This is a genomic window from Streptomyces hawaiiensis (genome assembly GCF_004803895.1).
Classification (GTDB): domain Bacteria; phylum Actinomycetota; class Actinomycetes; order Streptomycetales; family Streptomycetaceae; genus Streptomyces; species Streptomyces hawaiiensis.
Genome location: NZ_CP021978.1, coordinates 2959664 through 2975881 on the forward strand (window position 1 = coordinate 2959664; position 16218 = coordinate 2975881).

Here is a 16218-nt window from a genome sequence, read left to right on the forward strand (position 1 = left end):
GTGCCAGAACCTGAGAAGGCTCATTCGTGGCGAACATCAAGTCCCAGATCAAGCGGATCAAGACCAACGAGAAGGCGCGGCTGCGCAACAAGGCCGTCAAGTCCTCCCTCAAGACCGCGATCCGCAAGGCCCGTGAGGCTGCTGCCGCGGGTGACGCCGAGAAGGCCACCGAGTACCAGCGCGTCGCCGCGCGTCAGCTCGACAAGGCCGTCTCGAAGGGCGTCATCCACAAGAACCAGGCTGCCAACAAGAAGTCTGCGCTGGCTCAGAAGGTCGCCGCGCTCAAGGGCTGACACTGATGTGACGCCGGAGGGAATCAAGCGGGCCCTCTCATCCGCTCCCGTCCGGCACCCCTCGGATCCGCGCGCGGCCTGCGTTCGCCACGCGGGCGCGGATCCCGCAGCTTGAACCGAAGGCCGGGTGCCCTCCTGTTCCCCATGGGCAGGCACCCGGCCTTCGGCCTGTTCAGGACCAGAACTCGTTGTTCTTGTCGATGTCCTCGACGCATTCGTCGAGGTCGGTGACCTTGTCGCCGACGATCCGGAAGATGATGCAGCCGGTGTCGTCGAGGGTCTTGCCGTTGCGCTCGGCCGTGAAGCGGTTCATCCCGACCACGTGACCGCGACCGTCGACACAGATGCCGATCAGCTCGGCGCGCATCGTCCCGTTGGTCTCCGCGCCGAGCCGCTCGTACATCTCGATGATCGAGTCCACCCCTTTGAAGTCGCCCGACAACGGGTGATTGCCGGGCACGTGGTGGGTGGCGTCCCCCGCCATCATCTCCCGCAAGGTGTCCATGTCACCTCGCGAGAAGGCCTCGAATCCCTTGCGGACCAGCGCAGCGTGCGGGTGTTCAGCCATGTCCTTCGCCACCTCTCCGTCACTTGGCGACGTACGGCTGATACACCCGATTCTCCTCTTCGGCAGGAGGAGGGCGACTCGATCACGGCACAGCGAGCGGAACCTGCCGGGGATGGGGGAGCTCTAACCGGCCCGGGCCCGGCTGGCCAGACTGGCCGTCCAGGCCGGTGGCTGAAAAGCCTGGGACCGACTAGCTCCGGCCCCTGGAGCGGGCTGCCCGGGCGATCGTGACCACTGCCTTCTCCAGCGCGTACTCGGGGTCGTCGCCGCCGCCCTTCACCCCCGCGTCCGCCTCGGCCACGGCCCGCAGGGCGATCGACACCCCGTCCGGAGTCCAGCCCCGCATCTGCTGCCGGACCCGGTCGATCTTCCACGGCGGCATCCCCAGCTCCCGCGCGAGATCGGCCGGCCGGCCCCCGCGCGCGGACGACAGCTTGCCGATCGCCCGGACGCCCTGCGCGAGCGCACTCGTGATCAGCACCGGCGCCACCCCGGTCGCCAGCGACCAGCGCAACGCCTCCAAGGCTTCCGCGGCCCGCCCCTCGACCGCCCGGTCGGCGACCGTGAAGCTCGACGCCTCGGCCCGCCCGGTGTAATACCGCCCGACGACCGCCTCGTCGATCGTCCCCTCGACGTCCGCGACCAGCTGCGACACCGCCGAGGCCAGTTCCCGCAGATCGCTGCCGATGGCGTCGACGAGCACCTGGCAGGCCTCCGGCGTGGCGGATCTCCCCGTCGTCCTGAACTCGCTCCGCACGAACGCCAGCCGGTCCGCCGGCTTCGTCATCTTCGGGCAGGCCACCTCACGCGCCCCCGCCTTGCGCGCCGCGTCGAGCAGCCCTTTGCCCTTGGCGCCGCCGGCATGCAGCAGCACGAGGGTGATCTCCTCGGCGGGGGCGCCGAGATACGCCTTCACGTCCTTGATCGTGTCGGCCGACAGATCCTGCGCGTTGCGTACGACCACGACCTTGCGCTCCGCGAAGAGCGACGGGCTCGTCAGCTCGGCGAGCGTGCCGGGCTGCAACTGGTCCGAGGCCAGATCCCGCACGTCCGTGTCGGCGTCGGCGGCCTTCGCGGCGGCCACCACCTCCTGCACGGCACGGTCGAGGAGCAGGTCCTCCTGGCCCACGGCGAGCGTCAGCGGGGCGAGGGCGTCGTCATTCACAGTCTTCCTGGCCATCGCGACAAGCATCCCACGCGCCACTGACAGCCGGCCCCGACGGACCGGGACGTACGCACGTGGAAGACCGGGTGCCTACGGTTCCTCCCGCCAGCCCTCCCACTCACCGGCCAGCCGGTCCAGCTCCCCGGGATCCAGCCGCCCGTCCTCGTCCCGCAGGACGACCAGCCACTGCGCGTCCTCGGCATCGTCCTCGCCGGCCAGCGCGTCCCGCACCAGCTGCGGCTCCTCGGCGACCCCGAACCGCTCCCGCAGCGCCTCCACCACCTCTTCCGCGGCATCACGGTCGGGCAGCACCAGCACATGTCGCACATCACTCACGCCGGACATTGTCCGACACCGCGTCGCGGCCCGGTCGCTCAGCCCTTGCGGACGACCTGCACGTCGAGGTCGACCCTGATGCTCGGCCCCACCACCGCGATGCCCCGCGCCAGCATGGTCTGCCAGCTCACGGTGAAGTCGTCCCGGTGCAGCTCGGTCGTGGCCCGGCAGGCCGCCCGCGCCTCGCCCTCCATGCCGTTGCCGAGCCCCAGGTACTCCGTGTCCAGCGTGACCGTCCGTGTCACGCCGTGCAGCGACAGCGCCCCCGTCACGGCCCACCGGTTCCCGCCCTTGTGCACGAACCGTTCGCTGTAGAACTCCAGCGTCGGGAACCTCCCGACGTCCAGGAAGTCCGCCGACCGCAGATGGTCGTCGCGCATCCTCATGTTGGTGTCGATGGACGCCGCGTCGATCACCACGTGCATCGCCGACGCCTCCACCGGGTCGGCGACCCGTATGACCCCCGCGAACGACGTGAACCGCCCGTGGATCCGGGCCAGTCCGATGTGCCGCGCGGTGAAGCCGATGGAGGAGTGCGCCGACTCGATCTCCCAGTCACCGGCGTCGGGAAGCTCCGGCGGCCGGGCCACCTGCAGCGTCACGTCCCCGAGCGACGCGAGCGCGTTCTCGGCGACCTGTGTGGTCGCCCGGTACGGCGTGTAGCCCTCCGCCGACACCGCGAGCCGGTACTCCCCCGCGGGCACCGTCGTCACGAACGACCCGTACGGGTCCGCTCCCCCGCTGACCACCGGCCGCCCCACGGCGTCCGTGACCGCGAACTCCGCGTGCCTGACCGGCTCGTTGACCGGGTCCAGCACCCGGCAGGCCAGCACCCCCGCGCTCGGCGGTGTCGGCACCGCGGCCAGGGGACTCGTCCGTTGCACCCGAGGGGTGCGGCTTCCCCGCCAGCGGCCGATCATCCACGACTCCCTTGGGTCACTCGAAATCGCCTGTTGATCACTGTTGATCACACCTTGCCGAAGACGCATTCGACCACCAGTGAGGCTTTCGAGGCAACACGGGACCACATCACGGGAATCCAGCAGATGTGCTGGTACTACGCACGAGTAGCCCCGTGTGGCCGGAATTGACTTCTACGCGGGGTTTCGCAGGGCCGGCACCCTGTCGAGCCCGATTCCGAACCGCTCCCGGTACACCCCGAGTACCTCCTCGTCCGTCTCCAACTCCCGCTCCTCCCGCGTCCCGTCGGCCGCCGTCACGGTGAGCCCGCGCCCGCTGAGCGTGATCCTGCCTCCGTCCTCCGTCACCCGCGAACAGACCAGCGACCGCGTGAAATGCGACACCGGCGACGTGCTGTGCCACCACGCCCCGGCCACGAAGTCGCCGAGCGCCCGCGGCCGCACCTCCAGGCGGTACTGCGGTCTGCCGTCCCGGAACACGTCCAGGTCCGCCGCCTCCGTCGTGCCGTGCCCGCCGCGCACTCCGGCCGCGTCCGGCCCGGCCTCGACGATCCGGAACGTGCCGCCCGGATCCTCCTGCTCTCCCCGGTCCCCGAACGCCAGCGGAAGGTGGCTGTGCGCCCCGAACCCGACATCGGCCAGCCAGTCGCCCCCGTCCACCGTCCGCACCCGCAGCGCGAGATGGTCGTAGGGGATCCCTAGCCGCTCCTCGTCCCCGTACACCCGCGCCGCCAGCAGCGCCACGTCGTACCCCAGCGCGGCGAGCAACGCCCCGAAGGATCCGTTGAGTTCGTAGCAGAACCCGCCCCGCCGCGCGCCCACCACCTTGTCCAGCAGCCGCTTCTCCTCCAGCACGATCTCCTCGCCCAGATGGATCGAGAGGTTCTCGAACGGCACGGTCTGCAGATGACGCAGGTGCAGCTCGCGCAGCGCGTCGACGGTGGGCCACGCCGGGGGCTCGACTCCGAGTCGGCGGAGATAGGCATCAACCTGTGCTGAGTTCATGCATTCAGTCTCGCGCCACGCTCAGCTCTCCGCCCCCTCCCACGACCGCGAGCGCGCCGTCCCGGTCCGTCCGCAGCACCGCCGCTCCCCCGGCACGCAGAGCGGCGACGGTGCCGGGCGCCGGGTGCCCGTACGAGTTGTCCTCGCCGCAGGAGATGAGGGCCAGCCGCGGGGCCACCCGGCCCATGAGGCCCGGGTCCTGGTAGGCGGAGCCGTGGTGGGCGACCTTCAGCACGTCCACACCCTCCAGTGCCTCGGCCGCCGGTGATCGCGCCAGTGCCCTCTGCGCCGGGGGCTCCAGGTCTCCGAGGAGCAGCAGGCGCAGCCCGGCCGAGCGGACCAGCATGGCGACACTGGCGTCGTTCGGTCCCTCCGGGGCCGGGTGGGCCGGGAGCACCCCCGGAAACGCACCTGGGGGCGTGCCCGGAGACGAGTCCGGAGGTGGGCTGGGCGGCGGCCACACGACCTGCCAGGACAACTCCCCCGTGCGCCGCCGCTCCCCGGCCGCTGCCCGCGTTACAGGAATCCGCCGTTCAGCCGCCAGCCTCCGGACGAACGCGGCCTGGTCCGCGGGCTCTTCGAACCCCGTCGTCTCGATCGCGCCCACCACCCGCCCGCGCAGCACCCCGGGCAGTCCCGCCACGTGATCGGCGTGGAAGTGGGTGAGCACGACCAGCGGGATCCTGCTGATGCCCAGTTCGCGCAGACAGCGGTCGACGAGCCGCGGGTCGGGTCCCGCGTCCACCACCACGCCGGTCCCCTCGCCCGCCGCGAGCACCAGGGCGTCGCCCTGCCCCACGTCGCACATCACCAGCCGCCAGCCCGGCGGCGGCCAGCCCGTGACCACCCGGGTCAGCGGCGGCGGCTGCACGACCACCACGACCAGCAGCACTCCGCAGACCCCGCACCACCAGGGATGCCCGAGCAGCCGCCGTCCGACGAGCACCACGACGAGGGTCACGGCCAGGAGCAGCACCGCACCCGTCCAACTGCCCGGCCAGTCCACTCCCCCGCCCGGCAGCGCCGCCCCGGTCCTTGCGATCCGCGCGATCCACGCGGCGGGCCAGTGCGCGCACCACGCCAGGGCCTTGGCCACCGGCATCGCCACCGGCGCCGTGGCCAGCGCCGCGAACCCCAGCACGGTCGCCGGCGCGATCGCGAACTCCGCGAGCAGATTGCAGGGCACCGCCACCAGGCTCACCCGCGCCGACAGCACCGCGACGATGGGCGCGCACAGGGCCTGCGCGGCCGCGGCGGCGCCCAGCGCCTCCGCCGCCCTCGGTGGCACCCCGCGCCGCCGCAGGCCGGCGCTCCAGCGCGGCGCGAGCGTGAGCAGGGCACCGGTCGCCACGACGGACAGCAGGAACCCATAACTGCGCGCCAGCCACGGGTCGTACAGCACCAGCAGCAGAACCGCCGTGGCCAGCGCCGGGATCATGGACCTCCGGCGGCCGGTCGCCAGGGCGAGCAGGGCCACGGCTCCGCAGGCCGCGGCCCGCACCACGCTCGGTTCCGGTCTGCACACGACGACGAACCCGAGCGAGAGCGCACCCCCGAGCACCGCCGTCCCGCGCAGCGAGATACCGAGCCGAGGCGCGAGTCCCCGCCGCTCGACGTGCTGCGCCAGACCCGGCGGCCCGAGCAGCAGCGCGAGGAGGATCGTGAAGTTGGCCCCGGACACGGCCAACGTGTGCGTGAGGTCGGTCTCCTTGAACGCCTCCTCCAACTCCGGGGTGATCCGGGAGGTGTCCCCCACAACCAGCCCCGGCAGCAGCGCCCGAGCGTCCGCCGGAAGTCCGTCGGTCGCCTCCCGCAGCCCGGCACGCAACCGCCCGGCGAGCCGCTGCGGCGCCGAGGGCTCTCCCACCACCTCCGGTCCGCCCTGGTCCCGCACCCGCAGCACTGCCGCGACCCGGCCGCCGCCCGTCATCGCGGGCGCCAGTCGCGCACCGACCCGCAGCCGCGTCGACGGCAGCAGGCCGAGCCAGGGTGACCGCCCCCGCCCACCGGCGGCCCGACCGGGAGGGGCCTCCACGTCCACGATCATCAGCACCGGCGTCCGTGTCGTCACCGCCGTGCCGCCCGCCTCCTGGACGCGCCGCACCTCGGCGTCGACCAGCACGGCCGTGGGAGCGATGTGATCGCCCCGGACCTGCGGCCGGGTGAGCCGCGGGTCGGACGTGAGCTCGACCTCGGCGGTCACCGTCGCGTACTCCCGCGCCAGGCCGGGCACCGGCCCCCGGCGCAGATCCGCCCCGTGCAGCCCGGCCGAGGCGGCTGCCGCGGCGACGCACAGCAGCAGGGCGGCGGCCGAGGCTCGCGGCCATGACGCCACCCGGTGCCGCCGGGCCAGCGGCAGCAGTCCGACGGCTGCCAGACAGCCGATCACGATGCCGAGCACCCACTCCGGCGCCGCGTCCAGCACCAGCGCCGCCGTGCCCCAGGCCGCGAGGGCGGGTGGTACGAGCCGCAGGTCCGTCGGGCCCTCCTGGCGTGGACGGGCCGTGCCGAGACGGGTGCCGGAGGAAGCGTGCACGGACGACCGGGCGGGGCGGAGCCCGGACGCGGCCTCGTCCTGCCGCCCCGACGGGTCGGGGAGGCTCCTCATGGCCGTACGAGATCGCGCAGGTCGGCGAAGCGGCGGTCGCCGATGCCGTTCACCTCGCGCAGCTCGTCCACGGATCGGAAGCCGCCGTGCCGCGTGCGGTGGTCGATGATGTGCTGCGCCAGCACCGGGCCGACACCCGGCAGGGTGTCGAGCTGGTCCGCGGTGGCCGTGCTGAGGGAGACCGGAGCCGCCGGTGCGGCCGCCCCACCCGCCGCAGCACCGGCCGGGCCACCTGGAGCCGTACCGCCCGCAGCGGGGGCCGGTCCCCCGACGATCACCTGCTCGCCGTCCACGAGGAACCGGGCACGGTTGAGGCCGTCGGTGTCGGTGCCCGGCTTCACCCCGCCCGCCGCCTGCAGCGCGTCCGCCACCCGCGAGCCGGCGGGCAGCCGGTGGATCCCCGGTTCACGGACCTTTCCGCTGACGTCCACGACGATCGCGGCCGCCCCCGCCTTCGCGGACCCGGCAGAAGCACCGGAGGAAGCGCCGGCAGGCACCCCGGCAGCGCCCGGGCCGCGCTCCTCCCCGGCCTGCCCGCTCTCCTGCCGCTCCCCGTAGGGCACCGCCGCCCGCACCACCTCCGGCGGCCGCACGGGCTGCGTGCGGCCTGCCCAGAAGTGCTGCACGGCGAACCCCGCCGCGACGACGAGCACGACCGTCAGAGCCAGCACACTGCGCCGCTCCAGACCACACCTGGCCTGCACCCACAGCGGCATGCGCTCCCGCAGCGCGAGCCCGGCCCGCTCCCGCCAGACTCCCTCCGCCGCGCGACCGTCCCCGCCCTCCACCTCGGCGCAAGCGCCCTCGGCGGCCGGACCTCGCCGGGCCTCTTCGGCATCGACGGAACCCGGCGGTCCCTGCCCCGACTCCCGCCGCTCCCCGGCCCGTTCGACCGGCTCGGCCCGCCCCGGTGACCCGGCGGACCCGGTGTGCTCGCCGAACAACACCTCCGCGCGTCGCCGAAGTTCCTCCGCCGAGGCATGACGCTGCCCGGCCCGTCCGCGCGCGACAGGCGGGCGCCGGCGATGACGGACGCGCCCGTCGGACGCCGGTCCACGGCCCGGCCCACTGGTCGCGGTCGCTGTGCGTGAACGTGATCGAAGTGCCATGCGACGAGGATCGGCCACCTCGCCCCACTCGCGATGATCTTGGTCGATTCCCGGGGACGATCCCCCGGTTGTGGATAACTCCGCCCCTCACACGGGCGACCGGAGACCAACAGCAACGTTCACCGGGGCGAAACCACAACTCCCAGCAGCCCGGGCCCCGTATGCGCCCCGATCACCGCCCCGACCTCGCTGACATGCAGATCGGCCAGCCCGGACACCCGTGTCCGCAACCGGTCGGCGAGGGCCGACGCCCGGTCCGGGGCGGCGAGATGGTGAACGGCGACATCCACCTGGGCACTGCCCGCACGGTCGGCCGCGATCTCCTCGAGGCGGGCGATCGCCTTGGACGCGGTCCGCACCTTCTCCAGCGGTTCGATACGGCCGTCGGTCAGTTGCAGCAGCGGCTTCACCGCGAGCGCCGAGCCCAGCAAGGCCTGCGCGGCACCGATACGGCCGCCGCGCCGCAGGTAGTCGAGGGTGTCGACGTAGAAGTAGGCGGAGGTGCCCGCGGCCCTCTTCTCCGCGGCTGCGACGGCCTCGTCCACCGTCCCGCCCGACTCCGCGGCCTGCGCCGCGGCGAGCGCGCAGAACCCGAGCGCCATCGCGATCATGCCGGTGTCCACCACCCGCACCGGCACCGGCGCCTGCCGCGCGGCCACGACGGCCGCGTCGTACGTGCCGGAGAGTTCGGCGGAGAGGTGGAGGGAGACGATGCCGGTGGCACCGGACTCGGCGACCTTGCGGTACGTCTCCTCGAAGACCGCTGGACCGGGCCGCGAGGTCGTCACGGGGCGCCGCTTCTGCAAAGCCTGGGCGAGGGCGCGGGTCGAGATCTCGGTGCCCTCCTCCAGCGCCCGGTCGCCCAGGACCACGGTCAGGGGTACCGCTGTGATGCCGTGGCGCTCCATCGTCCGGGTCGGCAGGTAGGCCGTTGAATCGGTGACGATCGCGACATGGCGGGACATGAGCTGGAGGTTACCTGCCGTAGCGCCCATACGGCAGCCCGGCCCCCGCGCCCTGCGGCACCAGTGCCCGGATCAAGTGGTGCTCTCGGGACGGGGCTTCTTCTGCCAGGGGTAGGTCTGCCGCGGTCCCGGCGGCGTGATGGCGGGCCGTGCCGGCTCCTGCGCGGAGCCCGATCGCGCGGTGTCCGACCAGGTCTGCCCGGCCGTGGCGGCGTCGGCGGCGGGCGCCTCGGGCCATGGCGGCGCCGCGGGCTGCGGCGGTGAGCCCGGCTGCCGGGGGGACGCTGTCTGCTGTGAGGACCCGGACTGCTGCGAGGACGCGGACTGCGGCTCCGGAGCCGTCCAGTGCCGCAGCGCCCCGGACTCCAGGTCGATCTGGGCGCTGAGCGAGTCGAGGTCGTCGTCCGCGAAGCGGTGGGCCCGGTCCCGGGCCGCCCAGCGCAGCGAGTCCGCCGAATGCGTGATGCGTTCGGTGCGCTCGCGCAGGGCGGGCAGCCGCTCGGTGAGCGCGGCGCGGTCCGGCTCGGACTCCAGGCGCTTGAGCTCGTCGTCCAGCTCGTGGCCGTGCGCACTGAGTCGTTCGAAGAGGCCGAGGGACTCCTTCAGGGGCTCGTCCTCGGCGACGGCCGCGTTCAGCGCGTCCTGCGTGGCGCGCATCGAGGTGCGCAGCTTCAGCCGGAGCTGGGCGAGTTCACCCGCGGCGCCGGGCTGGGCGAAGGACTTGGCGCGCAGTGTGTGGTCCTCGACCGTGCGGCGGGCCTGGGTGATGCCGCGGTCCACGCCGCGCTTGGCGGCGCCGACCACCTTCACCGTGGCGTACACCCCGAGCCCGAGAAAGAGCACGAAGAGCAGGGCGAAGACTGCGATCACTGCTTCCACAAGGGCTCCTCCTCAGGACGTCACGGCGCCTCGCGTCGCTCTTCAACGGTAAACGCAACGGGCAGGTCCGGAGTTCCAGAAAGACCCCGAACCTGCCCGTAGGGGACCACCCCGAGAGCGATCCGTACGCCCTGGCGGCTACGCCGGAACGATGTTCACCAGCTTCGGCGCCCGCACGATCACCTTCCGGATGCCGGCCCCGCCCAGCGCGGCGACGACCTTCTCGTCCGCCAGCGCCACCTTCTCCAGCTCGTCCTCGGAGATCGACGGCGCGACCTCCAGCCGCGCCTTGACCTTGCCCTTGATCTGCACGACGCAGGTCACGGTCTCGTCGACCACGTACGCCGGGTCGGCCACCGGGAAGTCCTGGTGCACCACCGAGTCGGTGTGCCCCAGCCTGCGCCACAGCTCCTCGGCGACGTGCGGGGCCAGCGGCGCGACCATCAGCACCAGGGCCTCTGCGACCGGGCGGGACACGGCCCCGCCCACCTTGGTCAGGTGGTTGTTCAGCTCGGTGACCTTGGCGATGGCGGTGTTGAACCGCATGCCCTCCAGGTCACCGCGGACCCCGTCGATCGCCTTGTGCAGGGCGCGCAGCGTCTCCTCGCCGGGCTCGGCGTCGACGACGGTCACCTCGCCGGTCGCCTCGTCGACGATGTTGCGCCACAGCCGCTGCAGCAGCCGGAACTGGCCGACCACCGCGCGCGTGTCCCACGGCCGGGAGACGTCCAGCGGACCCATGGCCATCTCGTACAGGCGCAGCGTGTCGGCTCCGTACTCGGCGCAGATCTCGTCCGGAGTGACCGCGTTCTTCAGGGACTTGCCCATCTTGCCCAGCAGCCGGGAGACCTTCTCGCCCTGGTGGTAGTACGCGCCGTCGCGCTCCTCCACCTCGGCGGCCGGCACCGCGATGCCGCGGCTGTCGCGGTAGACGTAGGCCTGGATCATGCCCTGGTTGAACAGCCTGTGGAACGGCTCGGCGGACGAGACGTGCCCCAGGTCGTACAGGACCTTGGACCAGAAGCGGGCGTACAGCAGGTGCAGCACGGCGTGCTCGGCGCCGCCGACGTACAGGTCGACACCGCCGTGCGGCTGACCCTCGCGCGGGCCCATCCAGTACTGCTCGATCTCGGGGTCGACCAGCTTCTCGGAATTGTGCGGGTCCAGGTAGCGCAGCTCGTACCAGCAGGAACCGGCCCAGTTGGGCATGGTGTTGGTCTCGCGCCGGTACGGGCGCGGGCCGCGTCCGTCGCCCAGGTCCAGCGTGACGTTGACCCAGTCCTCGTTGCGCGACAGCGGGGTCTCGGGCTGGGTGTCGGCGTCGTCCGCGTCGAAGGTGCGCGGCGAGTAGTCCTCGACCTCGGGCAGCTCCAGGGGCAGCATCGACTCGGGCAGCGCGTGGGCGATGCCGTCCTCGTCGTAGACGATCGGGAAGGGCTCGCCCCAGTAGCGCTGGCGGCTGAACAGCCAGTCGCGCAGCCGGAAGTTGACGGTGCCCTCGCCGACGCCGGACCGCTCCAGCCACTCGGTGATGCGCGCCTTGGCCTCGGCGACGTCCAGGCCGTCCAGGCTGACCTCGTCGTTCGAGGAGTTGATGATCTTCGCGTCGTACGACGAGAAGGCGTTCTCCCAGGTCGAGGTGTCCGTGCCGCGGCCGTCGGTCGGTTCGACGATGCAGTGGATCGGCAGCTCGAAGGCGCGGGCGAACTCGAAGTCGCGCTGGTCGCCGGCCGGGACGGCCATGATCGCGCCGGTGCCGTAGCCCATCAGCACGTAGTCGGCGATGAAGACCGGGACCTGCTCGCCGTTGACCGGGTTGGTGGCAAAGGCGCCGATGAAGACGCCGGTCTTGTCCTTGGCCTCGGCCTGCCGCTCCACGTCGGACTTGGAGGCGGCCTGGGCGCGGTAGGCGGCGACGGCGTCACCGGGGGTGGCGTGGCCGCCGGTCCACAGCTCGTGGGTGCCCTCCGGCCAGGCGGCCGGGGTGAACTTCTCGACCAGCGGGTGCTCGGGCGCCAGCACCATGTAGGTGGCGCCGAACAGGGTGTCGGGGCGGGTGGTGAAGACGGTGATGCGCTCGCCGTCGATGGGGAAGTCGACGCGGGCGCCCTCGGAGCGGCCGATCCAGTTGCGCTGCTGCAGCTTGATGGCCTCGGGCCAGTCCAGCGCGTCCAGGTCGTCCAGCAGCCGGTCGGCGTAGGCCGTGATGCGCATGTTCCACTGGCGCAGCTTGGCCTTGAAGACCGGGAAGTTGCCGCGCTCGGAGCGGCCCTCGGCGGTGACCTCCTCGTTGGCCAGCACGGTGCCCAGCCCGGGGCACCAGTTGACCGGCGCGTCGGAGGCGTAGGCCAGCCGGAACTCGCCCAGGACGTCGGCCTTCTCGGCGGCGCTCAGCTCGCCCCACGCGCGCGTGTGCCCCGGTACGGGCCGCTCACCGGACTCGAACGCGGCGACCAGCTCGGCGATCGGGCGAGCCCGCCGGGCGTCGTGGTCGTACCAGGAGTTGAAGATCTGCAGGAAGATCCACTGGGTCCACTTGTAGTAGTCCGGGTCGATCGTGGCGAACGAGCGGCGCTTGTCGTGGCCCAGACCCAGCCGGCGCAGCTGGGACTTCATGTTCTCCATGTTGGCCTCGGTGGACACGCGCGGGTGCGTGCCGGTCTGCACCGCGTACTGCTCGGCGGGCAGGCCGAAGGCGTCGAAGCCCAGGGTGTGCAGGACGTTGTGGCCGGTCATCCGCTGGAAGCGGGCGAACACGTCCGTGGCGATGTAGCCCAGGGGGTGCCCGACGTGCAGGCCCGCGCCCGAGGGGTAGGGGAACATGTCCATGATGAACTTCTTGGGCCGGGCGATGGTCTCCCGGTCTCCCGCCAGGTCACCCGTCGGGTTGGGCGCGGCGTAGGTGCCGTCGGCGTCCCAGAAGTCCTGCCAGCGTGCCTCGATCTCGGCGGCCATGGCGGCCGTGTAGCGGTGCGGCGCCGCCACCTCGGAGGCGGCGGCGGGGTTCGTCTCGCTCATGATCTCAAAGCTCCATCGATCGTCTCTGCCTGCGGCTGTCGGGTTCGAGAAACGAAAAATCCCCTCGCACAGGAGGGGACGCCGCGCTGATTCCGGCCACTCGACTCACCCGGCGGCCGGGACTGATCAGCGCGGCCCGCTAAGCAGAAGGCGTACGGCACGCATGGCGTTAGGGTACCGCAGGCCCTCAACGCGTCGCGACGCGCTTCCGGGGCCCGTCTCGGTGCCCGAAAAGCTGAACCAAGGTCAACGGTTACTTCGCGTAACAGCTACTAAGGGACATCACAACAGCCACATTGTCCTTTGATAACAGCGCAATAACTCAAACCTCGTACCCATCGGTATGGCTCCGCTTAGAGTTCGGCAGCGGGACCGCTGCTTTCCCGAACCGCTCGGAGTTGCCCCCATGAACCCTCATCGCAGTAACACCCCACTACACCCGGTCACCGGGATGTGGGGAGGCCGGCCGTGACGAACTACGACTCCACGGTGGACGACACGTTCGCCGAGTTCCTCGACTTCGGTGCGGGCGTGCTGTCTCTCGTGTTCCTCACCTGCTCGGTGATCTGGGGCCTGGTCGCCCAGGACCGGATCCTCCTGGACGCCCGCAGGCGCATCCTGGCGCAGGCCGTGCACCGGAGCACGGCCGTCGCCTCGATCGTCTTCCTGCTGGTGCACATCGGGGTCAAACTGGCGCTCGCCCACACCACGTGGGTCGCGGTGTTCATCCCCTTCGGGCTCCTCCTCACCGGCGGCAACGACGAGATCATGGGCCGGTCGTTCCTCGTCGGACTCGGCACGCTGGCCAGCATGCTCATGATCTTCGTGGGCATCACCGGCGCGCTGCGCAACCGCTTCGCGTCCCCCGCACCCGTCGCCGCCCGCTGGCGAGCCATGCACATGCTGGCCTACCCGGCCTGGTGCGCCGCCCTCGTGCACGGCCTCTACGCGGGTCGCACGGCCAAGCCGGTCTTCATCGTCCTGTACTGCCTGTCCCTGGCCGGAGTGGCCGGCGCCCTCGCCCTGCGCGCGGCTCCGCGCCAGGTCAAGCGCATGGTCTCCGACAAGATCGCCTCACTGATCGGGCCGGGTGAGGGCCAGGGCCGCAGAGACCTTGAGGAGAGCCGGGCCCGGGCGGGCGGCGGCTACGGGCTGCCCGGCTTCGAAGGCCGGGAGGCGACAGCGCGCCCCTCGGCGTCCCCGTCGGGGCCGCTGTACGAGAGGGCGGAACGTCCCGCGGCCAAGGAGCCGGCGAACGGCTTCGCCGCCGCCTACCGGGCCGTCTCGGCCCCTCCCCAGGGCCAGCAGGCCTTCGCGCCGGGGCCGACCACCAGCATGCAGCTGCCGCTGGACATGCAGCCCACCGAGACCCTCCCGACCGTGGACGGCCCCTCCAGCACCTCGGGCAACTGGCCGATCCCGTCCCCGCCGCCGGTCGGCGAGGCCCCGCCGTCGGCCTACGACCCGCTCCAGGACACAGGCTTCAACATCCCGCCCTACGACCCCCTGCAAGACACCGGACAAAGCATCCCGGCCTATGGCAATCCAGGCGCCTCCGGCTACGGATCGAGTGACGTGTACGACACGGGTGAGACGAATGCCGCCTACGACACGTACTACCCGAACGACACGTACAACAGCGGTCCCGCCACTGATTCAACGCCCGGTGCGTCCTATGACTTCGACGCACCGGGATCGGGCGAACCTTGGAACACGCCTTCCGGAGGCTTTAAGTGAACGAGGCCCTGCCCGACGTACCCGAAGTCCGCGTAGTCGGCCTTCCTCAGCTCACGTCGGGCTTCGACCTTGTCGATCGACTCGATCTGCCCATGCACCTCAAGGTGCACGGGCCGCTCGAGCCGATGGGCGGCGAGCAGCTCGCACAACTCGCCGAACGCATCAACCTGAAGGGCCGCGGCGGCGCGGGCTTCCCCTTCCACAAGAAGCTGCGCTCGGTCGCCGAAGCGGCGATCAAGCGCGGCGTCCGGCCGGTCGTCGTCGTGAACGGCAGCGAGGACGAACCGGCCTGCCGCAAGGACACGGTGCTCATCAACCGTGCCCCGCATCTGATCCTGGACGGCGCGCTGCTGTGCGCCGAGGCCCTGGGTGCCCGCACGCTCGTGGTGGGGGTCACCCGTGAGTCCACTCAGCGCTCCATGGAGGCCGCGCTCGCCGAACGCGGCCTCAGCAACGGCCGCCGGTCGGCACTGCGCGCCCGTGTGCAGCGCAACCCGGTCCGCATGGTCACCGGCGCCGCCGCGTCGCTGGTCCGCTCGATCGACGGCGGCCCGGCCGTCCCGCCCGGCCGCAAGGTCAGTGCCTCGCAGAACGGCGTCGGCGGCGCGCCCACCCTGCTGTCCAACGCGGAGACCTTCGCCCAGCTGGCGATCGCCGCCCGCATCGGCCCCGAGCGCTACGGCAACACCGGTCTGTACGACGAGCCGGGCACCGTCATGCTCACGGTCTCCGGCGCGGTGGCCCGCCCCATGGTGATCGAGGTCCCCACGGGCGTGCCGCTGCGCTACGTCCTGCAGCTCGCCGGCGCGCCGCCGGTGCCGCAGGGCGTGCTCACCGGCGGCTACCACGGCAAGTGGATCGACGCGGCGACGGTGAACGAGGCGATCGTCTCCCGCAACTCCCTGGACGCGGTGGGCGGCGCGCTCGGTGCCGGCGCGATTCTGCCGATCACTCAGGACACCTGTCCCCTGGGCGAGTCGCTGCGGGTGGCCCAGTGGCTGGCCGAGGAGAGCGCCGGCCAGTGCGGCCCCTGCTACCTCGGCCTGCCGGCCGCCGCGCGCGGCCTGGAGGACATCCTCAACGGCGGCGGACCGGCCGCCCTGGAGGCGCTAAAGCAGGTCGCCAAGAACGTGAAGCGGCGCGGCGCGTGCTCGCACCCGGACGGCTCCGCGATGTTCCTGGAGTCGACCATCAAGGCGTTCACGGACGACCTGGCCGCCCACGTCCTCGGCAACGGCTGCGGACGGCCCGTGGAGGGCGTTCTGCCGCTCTTCGAGGGCGGCAGGGCCCCCACGGGCATCCCGGGCGGCGGCGAGTCCGAGGAGAACGGCCCCAGCCGTCAGAAGATCTACGTCGACTGGACCTTGTGCCGGGGCCACGGACTGTGCGCGGACATCCTCCCCGAGGTGTTCCAGCTGGGCGCCGACGGCTTCCCCACGGTGGCGCAGGCTCAGGTGCCGCGGTACGCCGAGGCCAAGGCTCTACGCGCGGTGCGCCGCTGCCCGGCGCTGGCGCTGCGCATCGAGGAGGCACGCGCGCAGGGCGCGCCGGCCCGCAACCTTCCGGTCCTCTCCCAGGGCCGCGGCCGCCGCGCTCTCGGCCGCTGAGCACACGC

At 72.1% G+C, this 16218-nt stretch carries 13 protein-coding genes; 3 read left to right on the top strand and 10 right to left on the bottom strand.

Going from position 1 to position 16218, the window contains the following annotated elements:
• Positions 1–26 precede the first annotated feature (26 nt).
• Positions 27–293 (top strand): 30S ribosomal protein S20, encoded by a 267-nt coding sequence (rpsT, locus tag CEB94_RS13655; RefSeq protein ID WP_175432486.1) that lies wholly within the window; start codon positions 27–29, stop codon positions 291–293.
• 172 nt (positions 294–465) lie between these two features.
• Here the strand turns inward: rpsT and CEB94_RS13660 are convergent, their stop codons facing one another.
• The 10 genes from CEB94_RS13660 to leuS all read right to left on the bottom strand — a co-directional run bounded on the left by CEB94_RS13660 (position 466) and on the right by leuS (position 12866).
• Positions 466–861 carry a nuclear transport factor 2 family protein gene (locus CEB94_RS13660; protein WP_175432487.1) on the bottom strand — a complete coding sequence of 132 codons (396 nt, stop codon included), beginning with the start codon at positions 859–861 and terminating at the stop codon, positions 466–468.
• 190 nt (positions 862–1051) lie between these two features.
• Positions 1052–2041, bottom strand: coding sequence for a DNA polymerase III subunit delta (holA, locus tag CEB94_RS13665; RefSeq protein WP_179956571.1), 990 nt, complete (start codon positions 2039–2041; stop codon positions 1052–1054).
• Positions 2042–2116: 75 nt separating this feature from the next.
• On the bottom strand, positions 2117–2362 hold the full coding sequence (locus CEB94_RS13670) for a hypothetical protein (RefSeq protein WP_175432489.1): 246 nt from the start codon (positions 2360–2362) through the stop codon (positions 2117–2119).
• A gap of 38 nt (positions 2363–2400) precedes the next feature.
• Positions 2401–3282, bottom strand: coding sequence for a YceI family protein (locus CEB94_RS13675; RefSeq protein WP_175432490.1), 882 nt, complete (start codon positions 3280–3282; stop codon positions 2401–2403).
• Between the two features lie 174 nt (positions 3283–3456).
• Positions 3457–4287 carry an arylamine N-acetyltransferase family protein gene (locus CEB94_RS13680; RefSeq protein WP_175432491.1) on the bottom strand — a complete coding sequence of 277 codons (831 nt, stop codon included), beginning with the start codon at positions 4285–4287 and terminating at the stop codon, positions 3457–3459.
• A gap of 4 nt (positions 4288–4291) precedes the next feature.
• Positions 4292–6895 (bottom strand): ComEC/Rec2 family competence protein, encoded by a 2604-nt coding sequence (locus CEB94_RS13685; protein ID WP_175432492.1) that lies wholly within the window; start codon positions 6893–6895, stop codon positions 4292–4294.
• Entirely contained in the window at positions 6892–8004 is a 1113-nt protein-coding gene (locus tag CEB94_RS13690) for a ComEA family DNA-binding protein (protein ID WP_175432493.1), read from the bottom strand. Before CEB94_RS13690 ends, CEB94_RS13685 begins: the two co-directional genes overlap by 4 nt.
• A gap of 119 nt (positions 8005–8123) precedes the next feature.
• Complete coding sequence (locus tag CEB94_RS13695; protein ID WP_175432494.1) at positions 8124–8969, bottom strand: DegV family protein; 846 nt, start codon at positions 8967–8969, stop codon at positions 8124–8126.
• A gap of 72 nt (positions 8970–9041) precedes the next feature.
• On the bottom strand, positions 9042–9848 hold the full coding sequence (locus tag CEB94_RS13700) for a hypothetical protein (protein WP_175432495.1): 807 nt from the start codon (positions 9846–9848) through the stop codon (positions 9042–9044).
• Between the two features lie 138 nt (positions 9849–9986).
• A complete protein-coding gene (gene leuS / locus CEB94_RS13705; RefSeq protein ID WP_175432496.1) occupies positions 9987–12866 on the bottom strand; it encodes a leucine--tRNA ligase in 2880 nt (959 codons plus the stop codon).
• A gap of 468 nt (positions 12867–13334) precedes the next feature.
• Here leuS and CEB94_RS13710 point away from each other — a divergent pair, with 468 nt between their 5' ends.
• The gene (locus CEB94_RS13710) at positions 13335–14603 is read left to right on the top strand and encodes a ferric reductase-like transmembrane domain-containing protein (RefSeq protein WP_175432497.1); all 1269 of its coding nucleotides are present in this window, start codon (positions 13335–13337) and stop codon (positions 14601–14603) included.
• Entirely contained in the window at positions 14600–16210 is a 1611-nt protein-coding gene (locus CEB94_RS13715; RefSeq protein ID WP_175432498.1) for an NADH-quinone oxidoreductase subunit NuoF family protein, read from the top strand. Before CEB94_RS13710 ends, CEB94_RS13715 begins: the two co-directional genes overlap by 4 nt.
• Positions 16211–16218 lie beyond the last annotated feature (8 nt).